Source organism: Trinickia sp. Z7 (assembly GCF_056498045.1).
Genome location: NZ_JAUEQW010000003.1, coordinates 76,609 through 102,217 on the forward strand (window position 1 = coordinate 76,609; position 25,609 = coordinate 102,217).

Annotated in this window: 24 protein-coding genes; 8 read left to right on the forward strand and 16 right to left on the reverse strand. The window is 64.4% G+C overall.

The genetic code is table 11. The features are described 5' to 3' along the window. Positions 1 to 61 precede the first annotated feature (61 nt). Complete coding sequence (locus QQS38_RS06835) at positions 62 to 1,105, reverse strand: rod shape-determining protein (RefSeq protein ID WP_017772379.1); 1,044 nt, start codon at positions 1,103 to 1,105, stop codon at positions 62 to 64. Positions 1,106 to 1,483: 378 nt separating this feature from the next. On the opposite strand from QQS38_RS06835, the gene gatC reads away from it, so the two are divergent. The 5 genes from gatC to QQS38_RS06860 all read left to right on the forward strand — a co-directional run bounded on the left by gatC (position 1,484) and on the right by QQS38_RS06860 (position 6,552). Then, positions 1,484 to 1,783: an Asp-tRNA(Asn)/Glu-tRNA(Gln) amidotransferase subunit GatC gene (gene gatC, locus QQS38_RS06840; RefSeq protein WP_479644622.1), complete on the forward strand. Its 300-nt coding sequence runs from the start codon at positions 1,484 to 1,486 to the stop codon at positions 1,781 to 1,783. 38 nt (positions 1,784 to 1,821) lie between these two features. Further along, positions 1,822 to 3,324: an Asp-tRNA(Asn)/Glu-tRNA(Gln) amidotransferase subunit GatA gene (gene gatA, locus QQS38_RS06845; RefSeq protein WP_479644623.1), complete on the forward strand. Its 1,503-nt coding sequence runs from the start codon at positions 1,822 to 1,824 to the stop codon at positions 3,322 to 3,324. Further along, entirely contained in the window at positions 3,321 to 4,796 is a 1,476-nt protein-coding gene (gene gatB / locus QQS38_RS06850; RefSeq protein ID WP_479644986.1) for an Asp-tRNA(Asn)/Glu-tRNA(Gln) amidotransferase subunit GatB, read from the forward strand. The genes gatA and gatB overlap by 4 nt, the downstream gene beginning before the upstream one ends. Positions 4,797 to 4,856: 60 nt before the next feature. Next, on the forward strand, positions 4,857 to 5,696 hold the full coding sequence (locus QQS38_RS06855) for a PPK2 family polyphosphate kinase (protein ID WP_479644624.1): 840 nt from the start codon (positions 4,857 to 4,859) through the stop codon (positions 5,694 to 5,696). A 79-nt stretch (positions 5,697 to 5,775) separates the two neighbouring features. Further along, positions 5,776 to 6,552, forward strand: a complete 777-nt coding sequence (locus QQS38_RS06860) for an exodeoxyribonuclease III (RefSeq protein ID WP_479644625.1) — start codon at positions 5,776 to 5,778, stop codon at positions 6,550 to 6,552. Positions 6,553 to 6,575: 23 nt separating this feature from the next. Here the strand turns inward: QQS38_RS06860 and QQS38_RS06865 are convergent, their stop codons facing one another. From QQS38_RS06865 to QQS38_RS06900, 8 genes are all read right to left on the reverse strand, one after another. After that, positions 6,576 to 8,261, reverse strand: a complete 1,686-nt coding sequence (locus QQS38_RS06865) for a carboxylesterase/lipase family protein (protein ID WP_479644626.1) — start codon at positions 8,259 to 8,261, stop codon at positions 6,576 to 6,578. A gap of 341 nt (positions 8,262 to 8,602) precedes the next feature. Beyond that, on the reverse strand, positions 8,603 to 9,889 hold the full coding sequence (locus QQS38_RS06870) for an AmpG family muropeptide MFS transporter (RefSeq protein ID WP_479644987.1): 1,287 nt from the start codon (positions 9,887 to 9,889) through the stop codon (positions 8,603 to 8,605). 37 nt (positions 9,890 to 9,926) lie between these two features. After that, positions 9,927 to 10,556: a methionine biosynthesis protein MetW gene (gene metW, locus QQS38_RS06875; RefSeq protein WP_479644627.1), complete on the reverse strand. Its 630-nt coding sequence runs from the start codon at positions 10,554 to 10,556 to the stop codon at positions 9,927 to 9,929. After that, the gene (metX, locus tag QQS38_RS06880; protein WP_479644628.1) at positions 10,553 to 11,728 is read right to left on the reverse strand and encodes a homoserine O-succinyltransferase MetX; all 1,176 of its coding nucleotides are present in this window, start codon (positions 11,726 to 11,728) and stop codon (positions 10,553 to 10,555) included. The genes metW and metX overlap by 4 nt, the downstream gene beginning before the upstream one ends. 255 nt (positions 11,729 to 11,983) lie before the next feature. After that, positions 11,984 to 12,604, reverse strand: a complete 621-nt coding sequence (slmA, locus tag QQS38_RS06885) for a nucleoid occlusion factor SlmA (protein WP_479644988.1) — start codon at positions 12,602 to 12,604, stop codon at positions 11,984 to 11,986. A gap of 41 nt (positions 12,605 to 12,645) precedes the next feature. After that, positions 12,646 to 13,428, reverse strand: a complete 783-nt coding sequence (locus tag QQS38_RS06890; RefSeq protein WP_479644629.1) for a pyrimidine 5'-nucleotidase — start codon at positions 13,426 to 13,428, stop codon at positions 12,646 to 12,648. Positions 13,429 to 13,496: 68 nt separating this feature from the next. Continuing rightward, positions 13,497 to 14,396 (reverse strand): acetylglutamate kinase, encoded by a 900-nt coding sequence (argB, locus tag QQS38_RS06895; RefSeq protein WP_479644630.1) that lies wholly within the window; start codon positions 14,394 to 14,396, stop codon positions 13,497 to 13,499. 25 nt (positions 14,397 to 14,421) lie between these two features. Then, on the reverse strand, positions 14,422 to 14,622 hold the full coding sequence (locus QQS38_RS06900) for a hypothetical protein (RefSeq protein ID WP_479644631.1): 201 nt from the start codon (positions 14,620 to 14,622) through the stop codon (positions 14,422 to 14,424). On the opposite strand from QQS38_RS06900, the gene QQS38_RS06905 reads away from it, so the two are divergent. From QQS38_RS06905 to QQS38_RS06915, 3 genes are read left to right on the forward strand one after another with little or no spacing between them, the layout of a single operon-like run. Further along, complete coding sequence (locus QQS38_RS06905; RefSeq protein WP_479644632.1) at positions 14,621 to 14,866, forward strand: cysteine-rich CWC family protein; 246 nt, start codon at positions 14,621 to 14,623, stop codon at positions 14,864 to 14,866. The two genes, QQS38_RS06900 and QQS38_RS06905, sit on opposite strands and share 2 nt — an antisense overlap. 6 nt (positions 14,867 to 14,872) lie before the next feature. Then, complete coding sequence (locus tag QQS38_RS06910) at positions 14,873 to 16,150, forward strand: ATP-binding protein (protein WP_479644633.1); 1,278 nt, start codon at positions 14,873 to 14,875, stop codon at positions 16,148 to 16,150. A gap of 12 nt (positions 16,151 to 16,162) precedes the next feature. Next, complete coding sequence (locus QQS38_RS06915) at positions 16,163 to 16,705, forward strand: response regulator transcription factor (protein WP_325341844.1); 543 nt, start codon at positions 16,163 to 16,165, stop codon at positions 16,703 to 16,705. Positions 16,706 to 16,854: 149 nt separating this feature from the next. Here the strand turns inward: QQS38_RS06915 and QQS38_RS06920 are convergent, their stop codons facing one another. From QQS38_RS06920 to xerC, 7 genes are all read right to left on the reverse strand, one after another. Then, positions 16,855 to 18,558: a carboxylesterase/lipase family protein gene (locus QQS38_RS06920; protein ID WP_479644634.1), complete on the reverse strand. Its 1,704-nt coding sequence runs from the start codon at positions 18,556 to 18,558 to the stop codon at positions 16,855 to 16,857. Between the two features lie 227 nt (positions 18,559 to 18,785). After that, the gene (gene hslU / locus QQS38_RS06925; protein WP_479644635.1) at positions 18,786 to 20,129 is read right to left on the reverse strand and encodes an ATP-dependent protease ATPase subunit HslU; all 1,344 of its coding nucleotides are present in this window, start codon (positions 20,127 to 20,129) and stop codon (positions 18,786 to 18,788) included. A gap of 15 nt (positions 20,130 to 20,144) precedes the next feature. Continuing rightward, entirely contained in the window at positions 20,145 to 20,681 is a 537-nt protein-coding gene (hslV, locus tag QQS38_RS06930; protein WP_479644636.1) for an ATP-dependent protease subunit HslV, read from the reverse strand. A gap of 547 nt (positions 20,682 to 21,228) precedes the next feature. Then, positions 21,229 to 21,648 carry an RNA polymerase-binding protein DksA gene (dksA, locus tag QQS38_RS06935; protein WP_277427607.1) on the reverse strand — a complete coding sequence of 140 codons (420 nt, stop codon included), beginning with the start codon at positions 21,646 to 21,648 and terminating at the stop codon, positions 21,229 to 21,231. Positions 21,649 to 22,116: 468 nt separating this feature from the next. After that, positions 22,117 to 23,196 (reverse strand): CobW family GTP-binding protein, encoded by a 1,080-nt coding sequence (locus QQS38_RS06940; protein WP_479644637.1) that lies wholly within the window; start codon positions 23,194 to 23,196, stop codon positions 22,117 to 22,119. A gap of 179 nt (positions 23,197 to 23,375) precedes the next feature. Then, positions 23,376 to 24,584, reverse strand: a complete 1,209-nt coding sequence (locus QQS38_RS06945; protein WP_479644638.1) for a class I SAM-dependent rRNA methyltransferase — start codon at positions 24,582 to 24,584, stop codon at positions 23,376 to 23,378. 70 nt (positions 24,585 to 24,654) lie between these two features. Continuing rightward, complete coding sequence (gene xerC / locus QQS38_RS06950) at positions 24,655 to 25,593, reverse strand: tyrosine recombinase XerC (protein ID WP_479644639.1); 939 nt, start codon at positions 25,591 to 25,593, stop codon at positions 24,655 to 24,657. Positions 25,594 to 25,609: the final 16 nt, after the last annotated feature.

Sequence of the window (25,609 nt, forward strand, 5' to 3'; positions counted from 1 at the left end):
AAGGTGCGCACCGGCGCTCGATCGGGGGCGAACGAGCGCGGCGCCGCTTTCACGTGCAACGTCACTCGTATGAGAAAATGCTGCCGAGCTTGTCCATGCGCTCGAGCGCCATGCCGGAGCCGCGCACGACGCAGGTGAGCGGATCCTCGGCGACGAGCACGGGCAGGCCGGTTTCCTCGGCGAGCAAGCGGTCCAGATCGCGCAAAAGCGCGCCGCCGCCCGTGAGCATCATGCCGCGTTCGGCGATGTCGGCGCCCAGTTCGGGCGGCGTTTGTTCGAGTGCGATCTTGACCGAGGAGACGATCTGGTTGAGCGGATCGGTGAGCGCTTCGAGAATTTCGTTGCTCGAGATCGTGAAGCTGCGCGGAATGCCTTCCGACAGATTGCGCCCTTTCACTTCCATTTCCTTGACTTCCGAGCCCGGGAACGCCGAGCCGATTTCCTTCTTGATGGCTTCGGCCGTTTGCTCGCCGATCAACATGCCGTAGTTGCGGCGGATGTAATTGACGATCGCTTCGTCGAACTTGTCGCCCCCGACGCGCACCGAGCCCTTATAGACGATGCCGCCGAGCGAGATCACGCCGACTTCGGTCGTGCCGCCGCCGATATCGACGACCATCGAGCCCGTGGCTTCGGATACCGGCAGGCCCGCGCCGATCGCGGCCGCCATGGGCTCCTCGATCAGATAGACCTGCGAGGCGCCGGCGCCGTGCGCCGCTTCCTTGATCGCCCGGCGCTCCACTTGCGTCGAGCCGCAGGGCACGCAGATGATGATGCGCGGCGAGGGCGAGAACATGCGCGATTCGTGGGCCGTCTTGATGAACTGCTTGATCATCTGCTCGGTGACGGTGAAATCGGCAATGACGCCGTCTTTCATCGGGCGAATCGCTTCGATGTTGCCGGGCACCTTGCCGAGCATTTGCTTGGCCTCGCGGCCGACTGCCTGAATGGTTTTCTTGCCGTTGGGGCCGCCTTCTTGACGAATCGACACGACCGACGGTTCGTCGAGCACGATGCCTTTGCCGCGCATGTAGATCAGCGTGTTGGCGGTGCCGAGATCGATGGCCAGGTCGTTGGAGAAGTAGCTGCGCAAAAAGCCGAACATGAAATCCTGTCTCGCGGGAGAGGCCTCGCTTCGCCGTCAAGGCGCCGCGCGGCGGCGGAAAAAAATAAAAGCTTCGGGTTCTGAGCGGCTGCCGTTCGAGCGCCGCCACGCGAGCGCGAAGCTGCAAAGAATTCGACCGGAGGCCGCGGCACGGGAGGCGGCGGCTTAGCGTCAAGGCGCCTAGTGGCCGCTACGGGCCGGTCCGGGTTTGGTTCGAACGCGTAATGATACCTTATAATTTCGACCTATTTGTAGTAAACGGGCGGTCCTTTTTGCCGTTCCAGCCCCATGTCCGAGGGCGCGGTCCGATGCCCTAACCCCGTGGCGCAACACAGTTTTTTCCGCGTTGCGCTGCGCTCTGAGATCCCGGTGAGACGCATGGCTTTGACCCTGACCGATGTGACCCGCATCGCCCATCTCGCGCGGCTCGAATTGGCCGATGCCGACCGCGAGCACACCCTCGCTCAGCTCAACGAGTTTTTCGGACTCGTCGAACGGATGCAGGCCGTCGACACCTCCGGCATCGCGCCGCTCGCGCACCCGATCGAGCAGATCGAGGACGTCGCGTTGCGGCTGCGCGAAGACGCCGTCACGGAAACCGTCGAGCGCGAAGCCAACCAACGCTGCGCGCCCGCCACGCAAGACGGGCTGTATTTGGTCCCCAAGGTGATCGAGTAACCGTCTTCGGCCGCATGACTTACGGAAAAGTTAACGACATGTACGAGAAAAGTTTGAGCGAGCTCGCGAGTGCGCTCGCCGGCAAAGCGATTTCGGCCGTCGAACTCGCGCAGTTGTATTTGAAGCGGATCGAAGCGGCGCACGATCTGAATGCCTTCATCGAAGTCGAGCCCGAGCGCACGCTCGAGCAGGCGCGCGAGGCCGACGCGCGGCTTGCGCGTGGCGAGGCCGGGCCGCTCACGGGCGTGCCCGTCGCCCACAAGGACGTCTTCGTCACGCGCGGCTGGCATTCGACGGCGGGCTCTAAAATGCTCGCCAACTATGAGAGCCCGTTCGACGCGACCGTGGTCGAGCGGTTGGCGCGCGCCGGCATGGTCACGCTCGGCAAGACCAATATGGACGAGTTCGCGATGGGCTCGTCCAACGAGAACTCGGCGTTCGGCGCCGTGCGCAATCCGTGGGACCCGCAAGCGGTGCCGGGCGGCTCCTCGGGCGGCTCGGCGGCCGCGGTGGCCGCACGCCTCGCGCCCGCCGCGACGGCGACCGACACGGGCGGCTCGATCCGTCAGCCCGCTTCGTTCTCCGGTGTGACGGGCATCAAGCCCACCTACGGGCGCGTCTCGCGGTACGGGATGATCGCGTTTGCGTCCTCGCTCGATCAGGGCGGGCCGATGGCGGCGAGCGCAGCCGATTGCGCGCTCTTGCTCAACGCCATGGCGGGCTTCGACGAGCGCGATTCGACGAGCTTGCAGCGCGCCGACGAAGACTACACGCGCTACTTGGGACAGCCGCTTGCCCCCGACGCGCCGGCCGGCAAACCGCTTACGGGCCTGCGCATCGGCTTGCCCGCCGAATATTTCGGCGCGGGGCTGAGCGAGGACGTGCGCGCGGCCGTCGATGCGGCGCTCAAGCAATACGAGGCGCTCGGCGCGACGCTCGTGCCCGTCTCGCTGCCGCAGACGGAGCTCTCGATCCCCGTCTACTACGTGATTGCGCCGGCCGAGGCGTCGTCGAACCTGTCGCGCTTCGACGGCGTGCGCTACGGCCATCGCGCGAGCGAGTACCGCGATCTACTCGACATGTATAAAAAATCGCGGGCGCAAGGGTTCGGCCCCGAGGTCAAGCGCCGCATCCTCGTCGGCACCTATGTGCTCTCGCACGGCTATTACGACGCCTACTATCTGCAGGCGCAAAAGATCCGCCGCATCATCGCGCAGGACTTTCAGGAAGCCTTCAAAGCTTGCGATTTCATCATGGGCCCTGTCGCGCCATCGGTCGCCTGGGACATCGGCGCCAAGGGCGACGATCCGGTCCAGATGTACCTGGCCGATATTTACACGCTGTCGGTGAGCTTGGCGGGCTTGCCCGGCATGAGCGTGCCGTGCGGTTTCGGCGCCGGCGGCAATGCGAAGCGGCCGGTCGGCCTGCAGATCATCGGCAACTATTTCAACGAAGCGCGCATGCTGCAGGTCGCCGATGCGTTCCAGCGCGCGACGCAATGGCATCGCCAAACGCCGCAAGCGGCTGCTCGGGGGGCATGAACATGCAATGGGAAGTCGTCATCGGACTCGAGACGCACGCGCAACTGTCCACCGTTTCCAAAATTTTCTCGGGCGCGTCGACGCGCTTCGGCGCGCAGCCCAACACCCAGGCGTGCCCGATCGACCTGGCATTGCCGGGGGTTTTGCCCGTGATGAACCGGGGCGCCGTCGAGCGCGCGATTCGTTTCGGGCTCGCTATTGGCGCGACCATCGCGCCGCGCAGCATCTTCGCGCGTAAGAATTATTTCTACCCCGACCTGCCCAAGGGCTACCAGATCAGCCAGTACGAGATCCCCGTGGTGCAAGGCGGCACGATCACGATCGCAGTTCCGGCCAACGACAAAGCCGGCACGGCGGCGTACGAGAAAACGATCCAATTGACGCGCGCGCATCTCGAAGAGGATGCGGGCAAGTCGCTGCACGAAGATTTCGCCGGCATGACCGGCATCGATCTGAATCGCGCGGGTACGCCGCTGCTCGAAATCGTCACCGAGCCCGACATGCGCAGCGCCGCCGAAGCCGTGGCTTATGCGAAGTCGCTGCATGCCCTCGTGGTCTGGCTCGGCATCTGCGATGGCAACATGCAGGAAGGCTCGTTCCGCTGCGATGCGAACGTGTCCGTGCGGCCTGTCGGGCAAAAGGCGTTCGGCACGCGCGCGGAGATCAAGAACTTGAACTCCTTCCGTTTTCTCGAAGAGGCGATCCACTACGAAGTGCGCCGCCAAATCGATCTGATCGAGGACGGCGGCACGGTCGTGCAGGAGACGCGCCTGTACGACCCCGATCGCCGCGAGACGCGTTCGATGCGCAGCAAGGAAGACGCGCACGACTATCGCTACTTCCCCGATCCCGATCTGATGCCGCTAGTCATCGACGCCGCGTGGGTCGAGCGCGTGAAGGCAGAGATGCCGGAATTGCCGGCATCGATGCAGCAACGCTTCGTCGAGCAATATGGCCTCACCGCTTACGACGCCACGGTGCTGACCTCGAGCAAGGCCATGGCCGGCTACTTCGAGGCCGTGGTGGCGAAGACGGGACCGGCGCAGGCGAAGGCCGCCGCCAACTGGCTGATGGGCGAGGTCTCGTCGCAGCTCAATCGCGATGGTCTCGAAATGGATGCCTGCCCGGTTTCGGCCGCCCAACTGGCACTCGTTTTGCAGCGGATCGCCGACGGTACGATCTCGAACAAGATCGCCAAGGAGATCTTCCTCGCGATCTGGGACGAGAAAGCAACCGACGAAAACGCGGCCGATCGCATCATCGAAGCGAAGGGCCTCAAGCAGATTTCCGATACGGGCGCGCTGGAAGCGATCATCGACGAAGTTTTGGCGGCGAACCAAAAGTCGGTCGAGGAGTTCCGGGCCGGCAAGGAAAAGGCTTTCAATGCATTGATTGGCCAAGCGATGAAAGCGACCAAGGGCAAAGCGAATCCTCAGCAGGTCAACGAGTTGCTCAAGAAGAAGCTTTCTTGATTTCTTGACGATCGCGCCGGTCGGTGGAAAAGAAAGCCTAACGAAGAGGCACGAAACGATATGGCCAAGCGCAAGCAATTGGACGACTTTCGCGTCCCTTTTTCTGACGGGGACAAAGGCGACAAAGGCTTTTCGCTCGCCGATTTCGACCCGACCGGCAAGCCTTTTTCGGCCGGGTCGAAGCAGGCCGATCGGGAGCGCTTGACGGCGTACGCCGCGCAATTGGACGAGATGCAGGAGCGCTTGCACGCGCAGCGCCGCGAACGCGTGCTGCTCGTGCTGCAAGGCATGGATACGAGCGGCAAGGATGGCACCATTCGCGCCGTCTTCCATGAAGTCGATCCGCTTGGGCTGCGCATCGCCACGTTCCGTTCGCCGACGCCCGAGGAGGCGGCACACGATTTCCTCTGGCGGGTGCATCGACAGGCGCCCGCCGCCGGCGAGCTGACGATCTTCAATCGCAGCCACTACGAAGACGTGCTGGTCCCGCGCGTGCGCGGCGAAATCGATACGGACGAACTGACGCGCCGATACGCGCACATCCGTCATTTCGAAACGCTGTTGGCCCAATCCGGCACGGCCATCCTCAAATGCTTCCTGCACATCTCCAAGGACGCGCAGCGCGAGCGCTTGCAGGCGCGCATCGACGACGAAACGAAGCACTGGAAATTCGACCTGGCCGATATCGAGGCGCGCAGGCACTGGGACGACTATCAACTCGCCTACGCAGACGCGCTTGCCGCGACGGCGACCGAACACGCGCCGTGGTATGTCGTACCGGCCGATTCGAAGTCGCATCGGAATCTGATGGTGGCGGCCTTGCTGCTTCGCGTGTTCCAGGGCCTGGACTTGCGCTACCCGCCCGCGAAGGAGTCGCTCAAGGGACTCACGATTGCCTGAGCGACGAGTGCCCAGCGCTCAATACACAGTGCTCAGCGACGATCACACGTGTTGAACTCGACTAAGACAAGGATGACGCATGATGCGAGTGATTACGGCCAACTTGAACGGCATCCGTTCGGCCGCTAAGAAGGGCTTCTTCGATTGGTTCGGCAAACAGGATGCCGATATCGTCTGCGTGCAGGAGGTCAAATGTTCGCAGGACGACATGACGCCGGAATTTCTCGCGCCGCACGGCTACACCGGCTACTTTCAGCATGCCGTGAAGAAGGGATACAGCGGCGCCGGACTGTACACGCGCCACGAACCGGACGATGTCGTCATCGGTTTCGGCAGCGCCGAGTTCGACCCGGAGGGGCGTTACGTCGAGGCGCGCTTCGGCAAGCTGTCCGTCGTCTCGGTCTACGTGCCGTCCGGCTCCAGCGGCGAGGAGCGGCAGCAGGCGAAGTTCCGCTTCATGGACGCGTTCATGCCGCACCTGGCCGCACTGCGCAAAGAGCGCGAGGTGATCGTCTGCGGCGATGTGAACATCGTGCATAAAGAGATCGACATCAAGAACTGGAAGAGCAACCAGAAAAACTCCGGTTGCCTACCGGAAGAGCGTGCCTGGCTCACGCAGTTGTTCGATGAAGTCGGGTACGTCGATGTGTTCCGCCGGCTCGACCAGCGGCCGGAGCAGTACACCTGGTGGAGCAATCGCGGCCAGGCCTATGCCAAGAACGTGGGGTGGCGCATCGATTACCACATCGCCACGGCGGGCGTTGCCGAAACGGCCGAACGCGCCTCGATCTTTCGCGAGATCAAATTCAGCGATCATGCACCGCTGACGATCGACTACGCGCACACCCTGGCGTAAGAGCGGCATGCGCCGTGCCGCGCCTATCGACGGCGATCGCGGTACAGTTGCGGGTTCGCCTCGTAATAGCGGCGAAGGAGCGAATGCCGGGGCGCGTCGACGTCGACGATCGTTTTGGTTTCCACGGCGATCTGTTGACGCAAAAGGCCACCGTGTTCTTCGCGCGAGGCAGGCCACTCGGGCAGTGACGGATCGTTCGGTGTGCCCGTTTTCACGAAGTGCGCCACATAGCCCGAGAAGATACGTGAGACGGCGTGGTCTTGCGGCCGCCACGCGAAGCGGTTCGATAACCCCAACGTGCCGAGCGCGTACTTGATCTCGGCGCTGTGCATGGCGCCGTCCTCCGGCAGTTGTCCCGCTTCGGGGTGGCGTTTGTGCGGACGCTTGTGCGTGTAGTAATAGAAGTACACGGGGGAGCCGCCCGTCTGCCGGTGCGCATCGACCCAGCGGCGCGTGGCGTGACTGATGAACAGATCGCTCGCAAGCGAGGTGGCGGAACGGCGTACTTCGTCGTCGTCGTTGCCGGGGTAAAGCGCGAGCACGTCGGCGTAGTACGGCCCGAAAATGCGCTTGATCGCGGCGCGCCAGTGTTGCGGGGTGGGCGGATGCCGATCGAGCACCATCGTGTGCGGCGCTTCGTGGGAGTTGCTGCCGACGAGCAGCGGCACGCGCGCTTGCGCGCCGGCCTCATAGGTCGCTTCTAGCGATCGTGTAAGAAAGTGGCCGTCGACCGACGGCCAAAAGAGGAACTCTGGTTTTTCCTTGGTGCCCGTGCCGGCGAGCAGGACATCGGCCGGCATGCTCCGCAGCGCGCCGAGCGACGCCGCTTTCATCTTCTCTTGAAAGTGCTCCGCTGCCGTGCGGGCATCGTCGGGCGACCATATCGTAAGCGGCCCCATGGCCGCGCCGCTTTGACCGATCGCGCGAGCGAAGAGCCCGCGCGAGAGCGGCGAGGCCATATGGGCGCTGACGGCCACCGAGCCGGCCGACTCGCCGCCGATCGTGACCTTATCGGGATCGCCGCCAAACTTGGCGATGTTTTCGCGCACCCAGCGCAGCGCGGCGCACTGATCCAACAGCCCGTAGTTGCCGGCAGCGCCATAGGGTGATTCGCGCGCCATTTCCGGCAGTGCGAGGAAACCGAACACGCCGAGCCGGTAGTTGACCGTCACCGTCACCATGCCCCGCGCGGCGAGGGCTGCGCCATCGTAGCGCGGCTCCGAACTGTCGCCCGCGGCGAAGCCGCCGCCATGGAGATAGACGAGCACGGGCAGTTTCTCGCCGGCGGCGCGCGCCGGCGCCCATACGTTCAAAAAAAGACAGTCCTCGCTCATGCTGCGCGAGCGAAATTCCATCTGAAACAGCGGCAATTGCATGCAACGCACGCCGAACTCGGTTGCGCTGCGCACGCCGGCCCACGCGCTGACCGGCTGCGGCGGCTTCCAGCGCAGTTCCCCCACGGGCGGCGCGGCGTACGGAATGCCCCGGAATACGCGCAGCTCGACGCCTTGAATGGAGCTCTTTGCACCTTCGATCGCGCCCGCCGGCAGATCGATACGCGTGGAGGGCGGGGTGGTGGCCGCGTTGAGGGTGGCCGACGGCAGCCATGCCAGCGAGGCGGCGGCGAACACGGCGGCGGCGCGATGGCGGGACGGGTGCGGGCGGCGGGAACGACGCAAGCGTCGAATCATCGTCAATTGAGTCTTCATCTTGATCCTCTCAAGTCATTAAGTGATGAGCGCGGACCGCATTTCGCATTGAAGACGCGAATAAGCCATCGACGCCATGAATGAGTGGCGTAATGACGTGTATTGCCTAATTGAATTGTTTCAGGGGCGAAGCGATGGAGCTTCGTTTCTTCAGGCGCCTCTCATCGGTGTGACAAGGGCGTGAGAGGCATTGTGATGTAGCTTCTGTTGGTAATGATCGTAATTTTTTCGAATCAGACCAAGCGAATAAAGCTAGGACGAGATGGTGTTATTGCAAAGCACGGCGTTCCTAATTTCCGGCGACGGCTGAATGGGAGTTAAGCATTGTGTGACGCCAATCGCTAGCCATGCTCCCGCCACGGGGCGATCCTCGGCAACAGCAGCATCCCGGGGGCGGCCAGCACGGCGCACACGAGGAAATAGTCGAACCAGCCGATCTTCGCGACGACGAATCCGCTCGCCGCCGAAGCCAGGGTGCGAGGCACCGAGGCGAGGCTCGTGAAAAGCGCGAATTGCGTGGCGGTATAGCGCGGATCGGTGGTGCTCGCGATATATGCCGTGAAGGCCGCGAGCGTGAGCCCCGTCGCGAACGTTTCGAAGCCGTAGATCAGCGCAAGCGCGGCCGGCGACGGGCCGATTTTCGCGAGCCATGCGAAACCGAGCGTCGAGACGATCTGAAGAAACCCGAAGATCCAAAGCCCGCGTGCGATGCCGATTTTTACGAGCCAGGCGCCGCCGATGATGCCGCCCGCGAGGCTCGCCCAAAACGCGGTCGTCTTCGCAATGACGCCGATTTCCGTCTTGTTGAAGCCCAGGTCGAGGAAGAACGAGGTCGACAGCGTCGTCGCCATCGTGTCGCCCAGCTTGTACAGGAAGATGAACGCGAGCACGAGCAGGGCCGCCTTGAGCCCGTCGCGCGTGACGAATTCCGCGAGCGGGAACGTGATGGCTTCGCGCAAATTCTTCGGCGGCGCGCCATGCACTTCCGGCTCGCTCACGAGTAGCGTCAGCACGATCCCGGGCAGCATGAATGCGCCGGTGACGGCGAACACGGCCGTCCAAGGCAGATGGTCGGACAGGATCAACGATAGCGAACCGGGCACGAGCGCCGCGACTTTGTAGGCGTTCACATGCACGGCGTTACCGAGCCCTTGTTCGGTGTCGGTAAGCAATTCGCGCCGGTAGGCGTCGATGACGATGTCTTGGCTCGCGCCGAAGAACGCGACCAGCGCCGTCAATGCGGCGACGGTCCAAATCGCGTCGCGGGGCGAGACGAACCCGAGCGAAGCGATCGCGCCTGCCACCAGCAATTGCGTGCAGAGCATCCAGCCGCGGCGGCGCCCCGGACGCCAAAACGGCAGCTTCGGCACGTAGCGGTCCATCAGCGGCGCCCAAACGAACTTCCACGTGTACGGAAATTGGATCAGCGCGAACAGTCCGATTTCCTTCAGGTTGACGCCTTCCGAGCGCAGCCACGCCTGCACCAGATAGACGAGCGTAAAGAGCGGCAACCCCGACGTGAAGCCGAGGAAGATGCAAATGAGCATGTGCCGGTTCAGAAACGCGCGCCAGCCGGGATGCGCCTCGTGAGCGCTCAGCGCGGCGCTTTCGTGGGACGGGGGCGGGATGTCTCGTTTGATGGCGAACCTCTTCGGAGCGGCGCGTTCAACGCGGCGTCGGCCCGTTCGGGCTGCGCCTGACGCGGTAGACCGCAAGACTACCACGCCAGTTCGCGCCCCAACGGACCACGCGGCCGCCGTGCAGCACCACGCGGTCGAGGATCTCGATCCCCACTTCCGGGGCGAGCGCCTCGAAATCGCGAATCGTGAGCACGCGCACGTTGGGGGTGTTGTGCCACTGGTAGGGCAGCGACTTCGAGACGGGCATGCGCCCGCGCAGCACCGACAGCCGATGCGGCCAGTAGCCGAAGTTGGGAAACGAGACGATGCATTCTTTGCCCACGCGCACCGTCTCGCGCAGAATCGCCGCGGTTTGGTGGATCGTTTGCAGCGTTTGGGAAAGGATCGCGAAGTCGAAACTGCCGTCCTCGAACAGGCGCAGGCCGTCTTCGAGATTTTGCTGGATCACGTTCACGCCTTGCCGCACGCAGGCAAGCACGCCGGCATCGTTGATTTCGATGCCGTAGCCCGTCACGCCGAGCTCCTCGATGAGCAGCGCGAGCAGGCTCCCGTCGCCGCAGCCCAGATCGAGGACGGTGCCGTTGGGCTCGACCCAACGGGCGATGGCCCGGAAATCCGAGCGCGTCGAGAGCGAATCGATGGCGGCCTGATTCATGCCCGCACCTCCTGAGCGATACGTTCGAAATAGGCGCGCACGACGTTGTGATAGCGCGCATCGTCGAGCAGAAAAGCGTCGTGCCCGTGCGGCGCGTCGATCTCCGCATACGTGACCCGCCGCTTGTGATCGAGCAGCGCCTTGACGAGCTCGCGCGAGCGCGCCGGGGCGAAGCGCCAATCGGTGGTGAAGCTGGCGATCAGATACTGGGCGCGCGAGTGCGCGAGCGCGGCCGTCAAATCGCCGTCGAACGCCTTGGCCGGATCGAAGTAGTCGAGCGCGCGTGTGATCAGCAGGTAGGTGTTGGCGTCGAAATAATCGGCGAACTTGTCGCCTTGATAGCGCAAGTACGATTCCACCTCGAACTCGACGTCGAAGCTGAAACGATAGTCCTCGGCCAGGCTGCCCGTCGCGCTGCTCGCCCCGCCGGTGGCGCCGGGCCGGCGCAGTGCGCGGCCGAACTTTGTGGCCATGTCGTCGTCGGACAAGTAAGTGATGTGGCCGATCATGCGCGCGACGCGCAGGCCGCGCTTGGGCTTGACCCCATGGGCGTAATAGTCGCCGCCGTGGAAGTCGGGGTCGGACAGGATCGCCGAGCGCGCCACTTCGTTGAACGCGATGTTCTGCGCGGAAAGCTTCGGGGTGGAGGCGACGATGATGCAATGGCCCACGCGATCCGGATACATGAGGCTCCAGGCGAGCGCCTGCATGCCGCCGAGGCTGCCGCCCATGACGGCGGCAAAGCGCTCGATGCCGAAAGCGTCGGCCACGCGCGCTTGAGCATGCACCCAATCTTCGACGGTCACGACCGGGAAGCGCGCACCGTAGGGCTTGCCCGTCGCGGGATCGAGGCTCATCGGCCCCGTCGATCCGAAGCACGAGCCGAGGTTGTTGACGCCGATCACGAAGAAGCGGTTCGTATCGAGCGGCTTGCCCGGCCCCACCATGTTGTCCCACCAGCCGACGTTCTTCGGTTCGCCCGCGTAGACCCCCGCGACGTGATGCGAAGCATTGAGCGCGTGGCAGACCAGCACGGCGTTGGAGCGCGCAGCGTTGAGCGTGCCGTACGTCTCGACCATGAGGTCGTAGCCGGCGAGCGACGAGCCGCTCTGCAAGGCGAGCGGTTCGGTGAAATGCATGCGTTGTGGAGCGACGATGCCGATCGATTCCATGTATTCCGCCTTCCAAATGGGCGGCTAAATGGTGTCGGCGGTGCGCGGAACGAAATGGAGCGCGGCTGACGACCTCTTTAGCCGCATTTATAGTGAACCCCCGCATTCGGTGCTTGGGTTCGCGCGCCCGCAATCGAGTCGACAAATCGGCGCGCTCGCTTTGGCGACACCCGGCCGGGTGGTCCCGCGCAAACGACGGGCGCTTTCGCTCAAAGCAATGGAACGGCAAAGGATAGCGGAAAACCCGATAACGCGCTATTGCAGGATCAAGCGCAGTTGCGCGTCGGCATGTTCGGCCGGTGCGCGCGTGAACCCGCTGCGGGCGTAGCGGTGCCACCGGCCGACGACGTAGCTGACCAGCAGATTGGCGCGTACGGCGGGATCGTAATCGGCCGGCAGCGGCCCCGACGCGGGCGCGGCGCGAGCCGACTGCCCGTCGCTCTCGGCTTGGTGCGCTTCCATCAGCGCGATGCGCAGGCTTTGCTTGACCGATGCCTCGACGCGCTCGAGCATGTGGGCGACGCGTTCGGCAAGCCGCTCGTGTTCGCCCACGAGCGCTTCGCCTGTCAGCACCCGGGTCATGCCGGGGTTCTTTCCCGCGAAATTGAGCAGCATCATGCCGATGGCGCGGGCTTGCAGCACGCCGTTCGGCTCTTTTTCGGCGATTTGGTTGATGAGCCCGAAGAAAGTCGCTTCGATGAACTCGATGAGAGCCTCGAACATCTGCGCCTTGCTGGCGAATTGGCGGTAGAGCGCCGCTTCCGAGACGCCGAGCCGGGCGGCGAGCGCGGCCGTGGTGATCTTCTCGCTCTTGGGCGCCTCCAGCATGGCGGCGAGCGTGTGCAGGATATGCACGCGCCGCTCGCCCGGCTTCATGCGCGGCGTGCGTGCGGCGTGCTCCGGCTGTGTTTCGCGGTCTAGTTCCGCGTCCCGCTCTCCGATCGGTTCCATTTGCGCCCCGCTCCGTGACCCCGTTTGAGGGATTTTAGCGAACGAATGCGACGATCGACATAGTGCGGACGGCCGGTGCCCGGCATGCGGCCTCGGCTTTCCTGCGTGCTGGCCGCGTGGGGCAGGTGCCCGACGATCCAAACCGTGCCGATGCCGAGCCGCCGGTAACGCTTCAAATGCGAGCGCGTGTCCTCGACGAGGATGGCGTCGGCGAGCGGCACCCGCGCCTCGCGCAGCACGCGCCGCAACATCGCCAGATCGGGCTTGGCGTGCCACGCCCCGCGCCGGCGCATATGTTCGATCGCAATGACCCGCTCGAACAGCCGCTCGATTCCGAGCTGCGCGAGTACGGCGCGCGCGTAGCGTTCGGGGGCGTTCGTGAGGATGATCTTGCGGCCGGGCAGGGCGGCGATGAGCCGGGCGAGCCCGCGCTCCCCGCGCACCATGGCGCTCAGATCGGGGAACGTGTGGACCGAGCGCAAAAAATCGTGCGGATCGATCGGATGGTGCCGCGCGAGCCCTAGCAGGGTCGCCCCGTAGCGCCGCACATAGCGCACACGCAGTTCGTCGGCTTGCGCCGTGGCCATGCTGAGCGCATCGACGATATAGCGAGTCATCGCCGCATTGATCGCGGGAAAGATCGCGTGCGAGGCGTGGTGCAGCGTGTTGTCGAGGTCGAAAAGCCACACCGGGCTACCCGCGCGCGGGCGTGCCCGGCCTTGCCTGCGGGACGGCGGCGACGGGGACATGAACGGGTGCTCCAAAGCGGCGCTGAGCCGGGGCGGTTTTGCCCGCCCGGCTCCGAGGACGGGCAAGCTCAGTGCGAGCGAATCATCGTGCCGAACGGCTGCTCGGTCAGAATTTCGAGCAGCACGGAGTGCTCGATACGGCCGTCGATGATGTGGACCGAGCGCACGCCGCTCTTGGCGGCGTCGAGCGCGGAGGCGATCTTCGGCAACATGCCGCCCGAGATCGTGCCGTCTTCGAACAGCGCGTCGATCTCCCGTGCCGAGAGATCGGTGAGCAGCGTGCCCTCCTTGTCCATGACGCCCGGGATATTGGTCATCATGACGAGCTTTTCGGCGTTCAGGACGACGGCGAGCTTGCCGGCCACGAGATCGGCGTTGATGTTGTAGGACAAGCCGTCTTCGCCGAAGCCGATCGGCGAAATGACCGGGATGAAGGCGTCGTCTTGCAACGCGCGCACGACGGCCGGATTGATCGATTCGACTTCCCCGACTTGCCCGATATCGACGTATTGGCCCGGATTGTCACGGTCGGGCAGCATCAGCTTGCGCGCGTGGATGAGGCCGCCGTCCTTGCCCGTGAGGCCGACCGCATGGCCGCCGAAGTGGTTGATGAGCGTGACGATGTCTTGCTGCACTTCGCCGCCGAGCACCCATTCGACGACTTCCATCGTTTCCTCGTCCGTCACCCGCATGCCTTGGATGAACGTGCCTTGCTTGCCGATCTTCTTGAGCGCTTGATCGATCTGCGGGCCGCCGCCATGCACGATGACGGGATTGATGCCGACCAGCTTGAGCAAAATGACGTCGCGCGCGAAGCCTTGCTTCAGACGCTCCTCGGTCATGGCATTGCCGCCGTATTTGATGACGACGGTCTTGCCGTGATATTGGCGGATATAGGGCAAGGCCTCGGCCAGAATTTCGGCTTTCAGCGTGGGCGCGATCAGGGAGAGGTCGAGAGGCTCTGACATGGCGGCAAGCTCGGCAGGCAACGGTTCAAACGGGGGGGCGGGCGAAAACAGGCGCCAATTGTACAGGACTGAGAAACGCAACCGCGGTTTTTGGTCGCAGCGCGCGTATGACGCGCCATTTCTTTGACATAGATGCATGCGGCGTGCCGAGAACGCTGGCATGATTGCCGCATCGTATTGTTTTTGCGGCATTTTTTTGTGTGTTGTCGCCGATGGCGTCGTCCATGGACATTCGTCACTGCCAGCCCAAGCCGGATTTGCGCTCGCGCTGCCCGCGCTGCGGCGTCGCATTCGAGTGCGGCCGGGCGTCGCAGCCGTTCGACTGTTGGTGCGCGAATCTGCCGCCGCTGCCGGCTGCCGCCGTGCTTGCCGGGGCGGCGTCGGCGCTTTGCCTGTGTCCGGCCTGCTACGCCGACGCGCTTGCCGTTTCGGCCAGTTGCGGCGCCGTGCGCGACCCTCCGAATTCTTGAATTGTGATGCAACGTATTACGAATACCGGCCGCGTCAACCTCGGCCATCTCTTTTGGCTGCGCTGCCTGGCGATCATCGGGCAGCTCGTCACGATCGCCGTCGTTCAGCAGTTCTTCGGCGTGCATCTGCCGTTGCCGGCGATGCTGATCATCATCGCCCTCGAAGCGATCTTCAACGCGGCGACCTGGTTCCGCGTCGCGAGCGCTCGCCCCGAAACGGACCTCGAGCTGCTCGGGCAGTTGTGGGTCGATCTGGGCGCGCTGTCGGCGCTGTTGTTCTTGTCGGGCGGCACGACCAATCCGTTCGTTTCGCTCTATCTGCCCTCGCTCGCCATCGCGGCGGCGGTCCTTCCCTGGCGGCACATGATCTGGCTCGCGATCTTCGCCATGTGCTGCTACGTCGCGCTCGGTTTCGATTCGGTCCCGCTGAACATGGACAACCCGGCGAACCTGTTCGATTACTACCGCACGGGCATGTGGGTCAATTTCATGGTGAGCGTGGGGTTGATCGCATGGTTCGTCGCCCGCATGTCGACCGCATTGCGTCAGCGCGATGCAGCGCTCGGCGACGCGCAGCAGCGGCTCTTGCGCGATGAGCGCGCGGTGGCGCTGGGCGTGCAAGCGGCCACCGTGGCCCACGAGATGGGCACGCCGCTATCGACGATCGCGATGGTGACCGAGGAATTGCGCGAGGCCGCGCGCAGCGACGAGGGGCTCGCCCCTTACGCCGACGATTTCGCCCTGCTCGAGCAGCAGATGACGCTGTGCACTTCCGCGCTCGCGCGGCTGCGCACGCGGGCTTCGGTGGCGCCGTCCCGCGAGCGGCTCGACGTGTGGCTGGCGAGCTTTTGCGAGCAGTGGCGCTTGCGCCACCCGCACGTGAAGTTTTTGCGGTTGGGCGCGGCGATCGACGATACCTGGCTGGGCGAAACCTCGGCGGTCGGCCAGATCCTGACCATCTTGCTCGACAACGCCGCGCGCGCGAGCCGCGACAGCGTCACGCTCGCCGCTGCCGTCGCGGACGGGTTCATCGAATTTCAGATTTGCGACTCGGGACCGGGCATTTCGCCGGCGCTGCGCACCAAGCTCGGCGCCGCCCCGGTCGATAGCACGCAAGGAGGGCACGGCGTGGGGTTGTATCTCGCGTTCGTGGCTGCCGCGCGCTTGAACGGGTCGATCGAACTGCTGGACGGCGAACCGCGCGGCACGCGCGCCGTCCTGCGCGTGCCGGCAGCGAAGGACGACGGACAACTGCAGCGCGCCGCGCTTTCTACATCGGAATAAGGAGAACGCACTATGAGCGACACGAATTTTCTCGTCATCGACGACGACGAAGTCTTCTCGGGCATCTTGGCTCGCGGGCTGACGCGGCGTGGCTACATCACGCATCAAGCGCACAATGCCGAGGAGGCGATCGCGCTCGCGAACCAGCACAAATTCGACTTCATCACGGTCGATCTGCATTTGGGCAGCGACTCGGGGCTGAACCTGGTCGCACCGCTGCGCGAGTTGCAGCCGGACGCGCGCATGCTCGTGCTGACCGGCTACGCGAGCATCGCCACGGCGGTGCAGGCGGTAAAGGACGGGGCCGACAACTATCTGGCCAAGCCGGCCAACGTCGAATCGATTTTGGCGGCGCTGCAAACGGAAGCGAGCGCCACCCAAGCCGAGGCAGCCATCGAGCATCCGACGCTGCTGTCGGTGGCGCGGCTCGAATGGGAGCACATTCAACGTGCGTTGGCCGAGAACGGCGGCAATATCTCGGCGACCGCGCGCGCGTTGAACATGCACCGGCGCACATTGCAGAGAAAGCTCGCGAAGCGGCCGGTCAGGCAGTAACGAGCGTGCGCGTGCGGGGCATGTCGCTTGCCTGCGCGCTCAGCGGTAGGCTGCGCGCCGGGGCTTCTCGGCCGCGCACCGCGGCGGCCGAAGAAGTGGAACAAGCGGAACAAGCCGAACAAGCTCGAACCGCGACCGGCCGCAGCGCGCTATCGAACGGCGGGAGCCGGTGTGCCCTCGGCTAGCGCGCTTGCCGGCGGCTGCCCGGCGAGACCCTGCGATGACGCGGAATTGTCCCAGGCGGAATGCGTGTTTTCGCCGATGATCTGCAGCAACGTGCCTTGATTCTCCACGCGCAACGCCGGCCAGTTCGGGACCGAGCCCGCCTGTCGCGGCGCTTGGTCGTCGGCCGATGCAGTTGCCGCCGCCCCACCGTTAGGGTCGCCGGTCTTCACGAATCGTTCGACGTAGCGCGAAAAGACGCGCGAGACGTCGTAATCGGCGGCCGTCCACGAATACCGCTTTTGCACATCCAGATTGCCGAGCGCGTAAGGCACTTGCGCGTCGTGCACGCGGCCGAGCACCGGCGGCGGCACGTGATCCGTCGGCACATCGATCTCTGCCGGCAGCCGTTGCGTGTAGCGATAGTAGAAGACCGGCGCCTGCCCCGTCTGCCGGTGCAGATCCATCCATCGCCGTGTGCTCTGACTCACCTTGTCGCTGCCCGGATAAAGCGCGAGGACCTCGTCCACTTGGTCGCGGAACGCCGATAGCTTTTCTCCGAGCGTGGCGAGCCGAGGGCCCGTTTCCGACGCTGCTTGTCCCGCTGGCGCCGTCAGTCCTGGGGACACCGCTTCCTGCGCGTTCGATCCGAGCAGCAGCGGCACCCGAGCTTGGCCGCCCCGAGTGAAGACTTGTTCGGGCGACTCGGTGAGGAAGTGACCGTCGATGCTCGGCCTAAAGCTCATGGGCTCGTACGACCGTTGCGCTTGCGCTGCCGAGCTGAGCAGCGTCTTTGCCGGCAGCGAGCGCAACTGCTGCAGCGATGCGGCGCCGATGCGCGCCGTGAACGCCTTGGCCGCGCGCTCGGCTTCCTCGCGCGTCCACAGGGCGTCGGGCGCGAACGCCGCGCCGCTGTGCCCGATCGCGCGCGCAAACAGCCCGTGCGAAAGGGGCGAGGCCATATGGGCGCTGACCGAGGTCGAGCCGGCCGAATTGCCGGCGATCGTGACGTTCGACGGATCGCCGCCGAACTGGGCGATGTTATCGCGCACCCATTTGAGCGCCGCGACTTGATCGAGCAGGCCGTAATTGCCGGCGGTGCCGTGCGAGGACTCGCTGGCCGCTCCCGGCGCCGCGAGGAAACCGAACGCCCCGAGCCGGTAGTTCGCCGTGACGACGATCACCCCGCGCGAGGCGAGTTGCGCGCCATCGTAGCGGGGTTCGGAGCCGTCGCCCGATACGAACGCGCCGCCGTGGAAATAGACGAGCACCGGCAACTTGCCGTCCGAACCGTTCGCGCTCGTCCAGACGTTCAGATAAAGGCAATCCTCGCTCATGGTCGTCGAGCGGAAGTCGAGCTTGCCGGCGACGAACGATTGCATGCAGCGCGGGCCGAATTGCCGCGCATTGCGCACGCCGGCCCAGCGCGCGACCGGTTGCGGCTCGCGAAAACGGAAATCCTCGATGGGCGGGGCGGCGTAGGGGATGCCTCGAAAAATGCGCACGTCCTTGTGTTGGCCGCGCATCTTGACGCCCTCGACGATGCCGTCGGCGAGCGTGACTTGCGGCGCCTGCGGCGTTCGCGCGGCATGGGCGACATTGGCGGCGAGCGTGAGGCATAAAAGCGACGCGGCGGCCGCGATGGCCGCCGGGATGGGATGCTTGGCTGCGCGATCGAATGAAACGGTCATGAATTTGCCTCCTTTGCGGATGAACGGGGGTTCACAGCCCACCGTGGGTGGGAGGCTCGATCATCGACGCGAAAAGCGTCTCAAATTGCGTTGCGCGATCGAATCAGACCAATTGCCGAATTCGCAGTTGGAGGAGGCGTTTAGGGAGCGGGGTTTCAAGCGAAAGGCGAAGCGCGATGGGGGCAACCGAGAGATGACCCCATCGCATGCCGCCGTTGAGACTGGCGTTACAACACGTACCGCGACAGATCCTCGCTTTGCGCGACATCGCCGAGCGCGCGGTCGACATAGGCCGCATCGATCGTCACCTTCCGACCGGTGTGATTGCCGGCCGAGAACGACACTTCTTCGAGCAGCTTCTCGATCACCGTATAGAGCCGGCGCGCGCCGATGTTCTCCGTGCGCTCGTTGACCGAAAACGCGATCTCGGCCATTCGCTTGATCCCGTCGGGTGCAAATTCGAGTTCGACTTCCTCGGTGGCGAGCAGCGCCTGATATTGCTTGACGAGGCTCGCGTCGGTCGCCACGAGGATCGATTCGAAATCCTCGACCGACAGCGAATCCAGTTCCACACGAATCGGAAAGCGCCCCTGCAACTCGGGAATCAAATCGCTCGGCTTGGCCAGGTGGAAGGCGCCGCTCGCGATGAATAGGACGTGGTCGGTCTTCACCATCCCGTAGCGCGTATTGATCGTCGTGCCCTCGACGAGCGGCAGCAAGTCACGCTGCACGCCTTGGCGCGATACCTCGGCCCCGCCCGCTTCGCTGCGCGAGGCGATCTTGTCGATCTCGTCCAGAAACACGATGCCGTTCTGCTCGACGTTCTGCACCGCCTTGGCCTTCACTTCTTCCTCGTTGAGCATCTTCGAGGCTTCTTCGTCGGTCAGCACCTTCAGCGCCTCGGCCACTTTGAGCTTGCGGCGCGTCTTCTTGCCGCCGCCCAGATTGGCGAACATCGAACGAATCTGCTCGGTCATGTCCTCCATGCCCGGCGGCCCCATGATGTCCATGCCCACTTGCGGCATCTCGACGTCGAGCTCGATTTCCTTGTCGTTGAGCTGACCTTCGCGCAGACGCTTGCGGAAAGTTTGGCGCGTGGCGTTGTCGTTGCCGGACGCTTCGCTCTCGACCGACGAGCCGAAGCCGACGGGCCGCGCGCTCGGCAGCAGGATGTCGAGGATACGATCCTCCGCTTGATCTTGCGCCTTCGAGCGCACCTTGCGCATCTCCGATTCGCGCGTCTGCTTCAGGGAGATTTCGATGAGGTCGCGCACGATGCTGTCGACGTCGCGCCCCACGTAGCCGACTTCCGTGAACTTGGTCGCTTCGATTTTGATGAACGGCGCATCGGCGAGCTTGGCCAAGCGCCGCGCGATCTCGGTCTTGCCGACGCCGGTCGGTCCGATCATCAAAATGTTTTTCGGCGTGATCTCTTGGCGTAGAGGTTCGGCCACCTGCTGTCGCCGCCAGCGGTTGCGCAGCGCGACGGCCACGGCTTTCTTGGCCTTGTTCTGGCCGATGATGTGCTTGTCGAGTTCCGAGACGATCTCGGCCGGGGTCATGGTGCTCATCGGTTCCTACCTCACTTACTCGATCGTCTCGATGACGCGGTTATGGTTCGTGTAAATGCACATGTCGCCCGCAATCTCGAGCGACTTCTCGACGATCTCGCGCGGCGAGAGCGCTGTGTTCTCGGCGAGCGCACGCGCAGCCGCCTGCGCATAGGCGCCGCCCGAACCGATCGCGCAAATGCCGCCTTCGGGGTCGAGCACGTCGCCGTTGCCGGTGATGACGAGCGTCGTCAGCGCATCGGCCGCGATCAGCATCGCTTCGAGCCGGCGCAGCATGCGGTCGGTGCGCCAATCCTTGGCCAGCTCGACGGCGGCGCGGGTCAGATTGCCCTGGTGCTTCTCGAGCTTCGCCTCGAAGCGGTCGAGCAGCGAAAACGCGTCGGCCGTGCCGCCGGCAAAGCCGACCAGCACCTTGCCGTTGAAGATGCGGCGCACCTTCTTTGCGCCGCCTTTCATGACGATATTGCCAAGCGTCACTTGACCGTCGCCGCCCAGCGCAACTTTGTCGCCGTTGCGCACGGAGACGATCGTCGTGCCGTGAAATTGCTCCATGGTGCGTTCCTCGAGAATGCGAAATGGGCTCGGCGGCGTGCGAGCGCCACGCGAGCGAAAAACGGATGGCGCGCGGCGCCGCAAGCGGGAGCCTTCCCGCGAGCACATTGGACTCATTTTAGGGCGTACTCGGGTTTATCAAGAGGCGGTCGCCAAGGCGCCTAGGCAGGCCTTGGCCAACCGTCACCCCGGCCGAGCGGTAGGCCGCTTCGAGCGGTAAGCGAGACGGCTCGAAGCTCGATGTTCGGGCGATATCGGTAAGCTTTGCCGACAGTGGGGAACGAATTGGGTGCTAGACGAGCCGGCGAAGACCGGTTCGCGCTCGACTGCACGAGGGCGATCCGTGGCTACGGCCCACCCCCTCCGGGCTATTCGGGCTATTCGGGCGATGCGTCGTGCATCGCCTGCGTCCCGATGACGGGAGCGGGCAGGCAGAAGACGTACGCAAGGAGTGCACGCAAAAACAAAAGGCGCGCGGGATTTCCGCGCGCCTCGTGGAAGCAGCGTGAAAGCGCACGCGGCACATCCGGCCGCGCCGCCGCGCCCGTCAATCGCCGAACAGCTTCTGCCGCAACTCGCGGCGCTCTTGCGCTTCGAGCGAGAGCGTGGCCGTGGGCCGTGCGAGCAGGCGCGGGATGCCGATCGGCTCGCCCGTTTCTTCGCACCAGCCGTAATCGCCCGATTCGATCCGCGCGAGCGATTGCTGAACCTTCTTCAGCAGCTTGCGTTCGCGATCACGCGTGCGCAGCTCGAGCGCATGCTCTTCCTCGATCGTCGCGCGATCGGCGGGATCGGGAACGATCACCGTCTCACGCAAATTCTCGGTCGTCTGTCCGGCGTTGCGGAGGATTTCCGCTTGAAGCTGTTCGAGCCTGTTCTTGAAGAAGGCGAGCTGATCCTCGTTCATGTAATCCTTGTCGCTCATCTTCAGGATTTCGGCTTCGGTCAAGAGTCGTTTCGTCGTCATCTGCGTGCTTCTTCAATGTGAGGCAAAACCCATAGATATTGCCCGCACTTTCGTATTGCCCGCAAGCGGTGCCTTGGAAGCGCCGACGCCCGCGGCCCATGGGCCGTCAAGACGCCGTCGCGCCGATGCGGGGCCGAACTCCTCTGGAAACCGATCCTCGGGTGCCTCTACCCAGTCGATACGGCATCGCAACACGAGAAGGCCGGCAATGCGCGAACTCCCGTGCAGCTTTTCTTTCGGTGTCTCGATGTTTTTGCTTTGGCGTGGTCCGGATAAGGTTTCCCGGCGCCATCGTGCTACCCACCGCCCTGGCGGCGGGGACGTATTGTAACTGAATCGATCTCGAGCGCCGCAACAGAGAAAACCCTGCCGCGGCGCCTCGTTATCATGAAAATATAGCGCGCGCTCGTCCAAAAAGCGAACGGTCGATACCTCGCGCGCGTGCGGCATCCCACGTCCGGCGTGGCTTCAGACGAGGCAGGCGTCGAGCCCGTCCGTAATGAGGTCCTGCGGCAGATCGATGCCGATGAAGACCATCTTGTTCGTCTTCTTTTCGACCGGCAGCCACTTGGCCGCAAGGTCGCTACCCATCATTTGATGCACGCCCTGAAACACGACTTTCCGGTCGACGCCCTTCATATACAGCACACCCTTGTAGCGCAGCAGGCGCTCGCCGTAGATCTGCAGCACGCCGCCCAGAAAATCTTCGAGCTTGTTCGGATCGAACGGGCGATCGTTGCGGTAGACGAACGACTTGATGCGATCGTCATGGTGCGCGTGGTGATGATGCGCATGGCCTTCGTGGGCGCACTGGCCATGGTCGTGATCGCAATGCTCGTGGTCATGGGCGTGATCGTGATCGTGACCATGGTCGTGATGGTCGTGATCGTGCTCGTCCTCGGCCAGGAAGTCCGGGTCGATCTCGAGCTTGGCGTTCAGGTTGAAGCCGCGCAGATCGAAGATTTCCTTGATGTCGGCTTCGCCGAAATTGACGACCTTGATCGTCGCTTTCGGGTTCATGTGCACGAGGCGGTGCCGCAAATCCGCCACCGCGGCTTCGTCGACGAGGTCGGCCTTCGTGATGAACAGGCGATCGGCGAAACCCACCTGGCGCTGCACGACTTCGTGCTCGTCCAACTGCGCGTTCGCATGCTTGGCGTCCACGAGCGTGATGATCGCATCGAGCAAAAACTCGTCGCCGATCTCGCTGTCGATGAAGAAGGTTTGCGCGACCGGCCCGGGGTTGGCCAAACCGGTGGTTTCGATCACGACCCGATCGAACGCGATCTCGCCGGCGCGCTTGCGCGCAGCGAGATCGCCGAGCGCACGCGCCAAATCGCCGCGGATCGTGCAGCAGATGCAGCCGTTGCTCATCTGCACGATCTGCTCCGCTTGGTTCTGTACCAAGATCTCGTTATCGATGTTTTCCTCGCCGAATTCGTTCTCGATCACGGCGATCTTCATGCCGTGCTTTTCGTTGAGGATGCGCTTGAGCAGCGTGGTTTTGCCGCTGCCCAGGAAGCCGGTCAGGATGGTGACGGGGATCATGTTCAATCGCCTATGAGTCGAAAATCAGGGACGGTTCAGTCGAGCCGGCCGGGAAAATATGCAAGCATACCGGCCCGCGGGCCTTTGCGCCGGCCGCCGCGAAGCCGGGCCGTGCGCGCGGCGCGCGCAGCCAAGCCGGGACAGGATCGCCGAAGAAACCGCCCCCTAAATGAGGCCGGTCATGCGATTTGCAACAGCAATCCCTTCAGATACTCGCCTTCCGGGAACGCCGCCAACAGCGGATGGTCCAGCCCCGCGCCCAAACGCTTCAGGATCCGCGCGTCCACGCGGGCGTCGGCCGCCGCGCCGGCGACGATCTTCTGGAACAGTTCCGCATCGATCGCGCCCGAGCACGAGTAGGTGAACAGCAGGCCGCCCGGGCGCAGCAGACGCAAGCCCGACAAATTGATGTCCTTGTAGGCGCGCGCCGCGCGATCGACGTGCTCGCGCGCGGGAGCGAACTTGGGTGGGTCGAGCACGACGAGGTCGAACCGGTCGCCCGCATCGACGAGGCTGCGCAGCGTGCGAAACGCATCGGCATCGAGCCATTGCGCGCGCTCCACATCGAAACCGTTGGCTTCTACGTTTGTCCGCGCAAGCGCGAGCGCCTCCCCGGACGAATCGATCGAGACCACGCGCGCGGCGCCGCCCCCGAGCGCCGCCAGGGAAAAGCCTCCCGTGTAGCAAAAACAGTTGAGGACGTCGCGCCCGGCCGCATAGGCTTGCACGAGCGCACGATTGTCGCGCTGATCGATGTAGAAACCGGTTTTATGCCCGGCGCGCACGTCCACGTGATAGCGCACGCCGTTTTCGCGCGTGATGAGGGTCGCGGGCGGCGGCTCGCCCGAAAGGACACCCGTCGTTTGTTCTAGGCCCTCCTTCTCGCGGATCGACACGTCCGAGCGTTCGTAGACGTTCGAGCACCCGGTGGCGCCGACGAGCGCGGCCACGATCGCCTCCTTCCACGCTTCGACGCCGGCCGCCATGAATTGGCACACCAATTGGCCGCGGCCCGCGCCGCCTTGCGCATCTTCGATGTAGTGGTCGACGATCAATCCCGGCAAGCCGTCCGCCTCGCCGAAAACCAGCCGCACCGCGCCGGTGTCGCGCACGAACGCCTGCCGATGGGCGAGTGCGCGTTGCACGCGCCGCTTGAAGAAGGCATGGTCGATCGGCTCGGTTTCGTCGAAGCTCCAAACACGCAGGCGGATTTGCGAATGCGGGCTATAGGCCGCCCGCGCAAGAAAGCGGCCGTCGTGAGCGCGCACGAGGACCGTGGCGCCGAGCGCGGGCTTGCCTTCCACGCGCTCGATCGCGTTCGCATAGACCCACGGATGGCGGCGCAGCAGAGATTTTTCCTTCGAGGGTTTGAGCGTAACGGTGTTCATCGATGACTTCTAAAAAACGAGGGGTGAACGGCAGCCGCGCCACCGGCGTTGCCGGACGAGGACGTGCGTGTCAGTCGCGCTTCTTGGCGCGCGGATGCGCATTGTCGTAGATTCGCGCGAGATGCTGAAAGTCGAGCGACGTGTAAATCTGGGTCGCGGCCACGCTTGCATGGCCGAGCAGCTCCTGCACCGCGCGCAGGTCGCCGCTCGATTGCAGCATGTGCGTCGCGAATGAATGGCGCAGCACGTGCGGATGGACGTTGGCCGGGATCCCTGCTGCGAGCGCCGCGCGCTTGACGCGCTCGCGCACGACGTTCGGCGACATGCGCGCGCCGCGCACGGAGACGAACAACGGATGCGGGTCGGCCTTGAGCAACTGGCCGCGCACGGCGAGCCAGGCGGCGAGCGCTTGCATCGCCTTGGCTCCGACGGGCACGGTCCGCCGCCGCTGGCCTTTGCCTAGCACGGTGACTTCCGCTGAGGCCAGGTCGAGCCAGCCCGACGAACGGTAGCCCTCGCCCTCGGCGTACGCGGCATCGAGTCCGACGAGTTCCGAGAGTCGCAGTCCAGACGAATAGAACAACTCGAGGATCGCATGGTCGCGCAGGCTCTCGGCGCTATGAGTGCTGTGAGCACCCTGAGCTTCCATGAGCGCATTGGCATCGTCGACCGAGAGCGCCTTGGGCAGGCGCTTGGGCTGTTTGGGCGCACGCACCGCGGCGACGGGATTGGCCGCGAGCTCGACGCGATCTCCGAGCCAACGGTAGAACGCGCGCCAGGCCGACAGGCGATGCGCGATCGAGCGCGGCGACAGCCCTGCCGCGTGAGCCTTCGCGACTGCCCCGCGCATATCGACCGCCGATAGGCTAGCGAGCGGCCGGCCGTTTGCAAGCTGGACGAGCACGTCGAGCTCGTGCGCGTAGCTGCGCAGCGTATGGTCCGAGAGCCGCCGCGCGTGCGCGAGGGCGGCGAGATAGTCGGCGATCAAGGCCGCATCGGCCTGCGACATCGAGGGACGCTCGCTC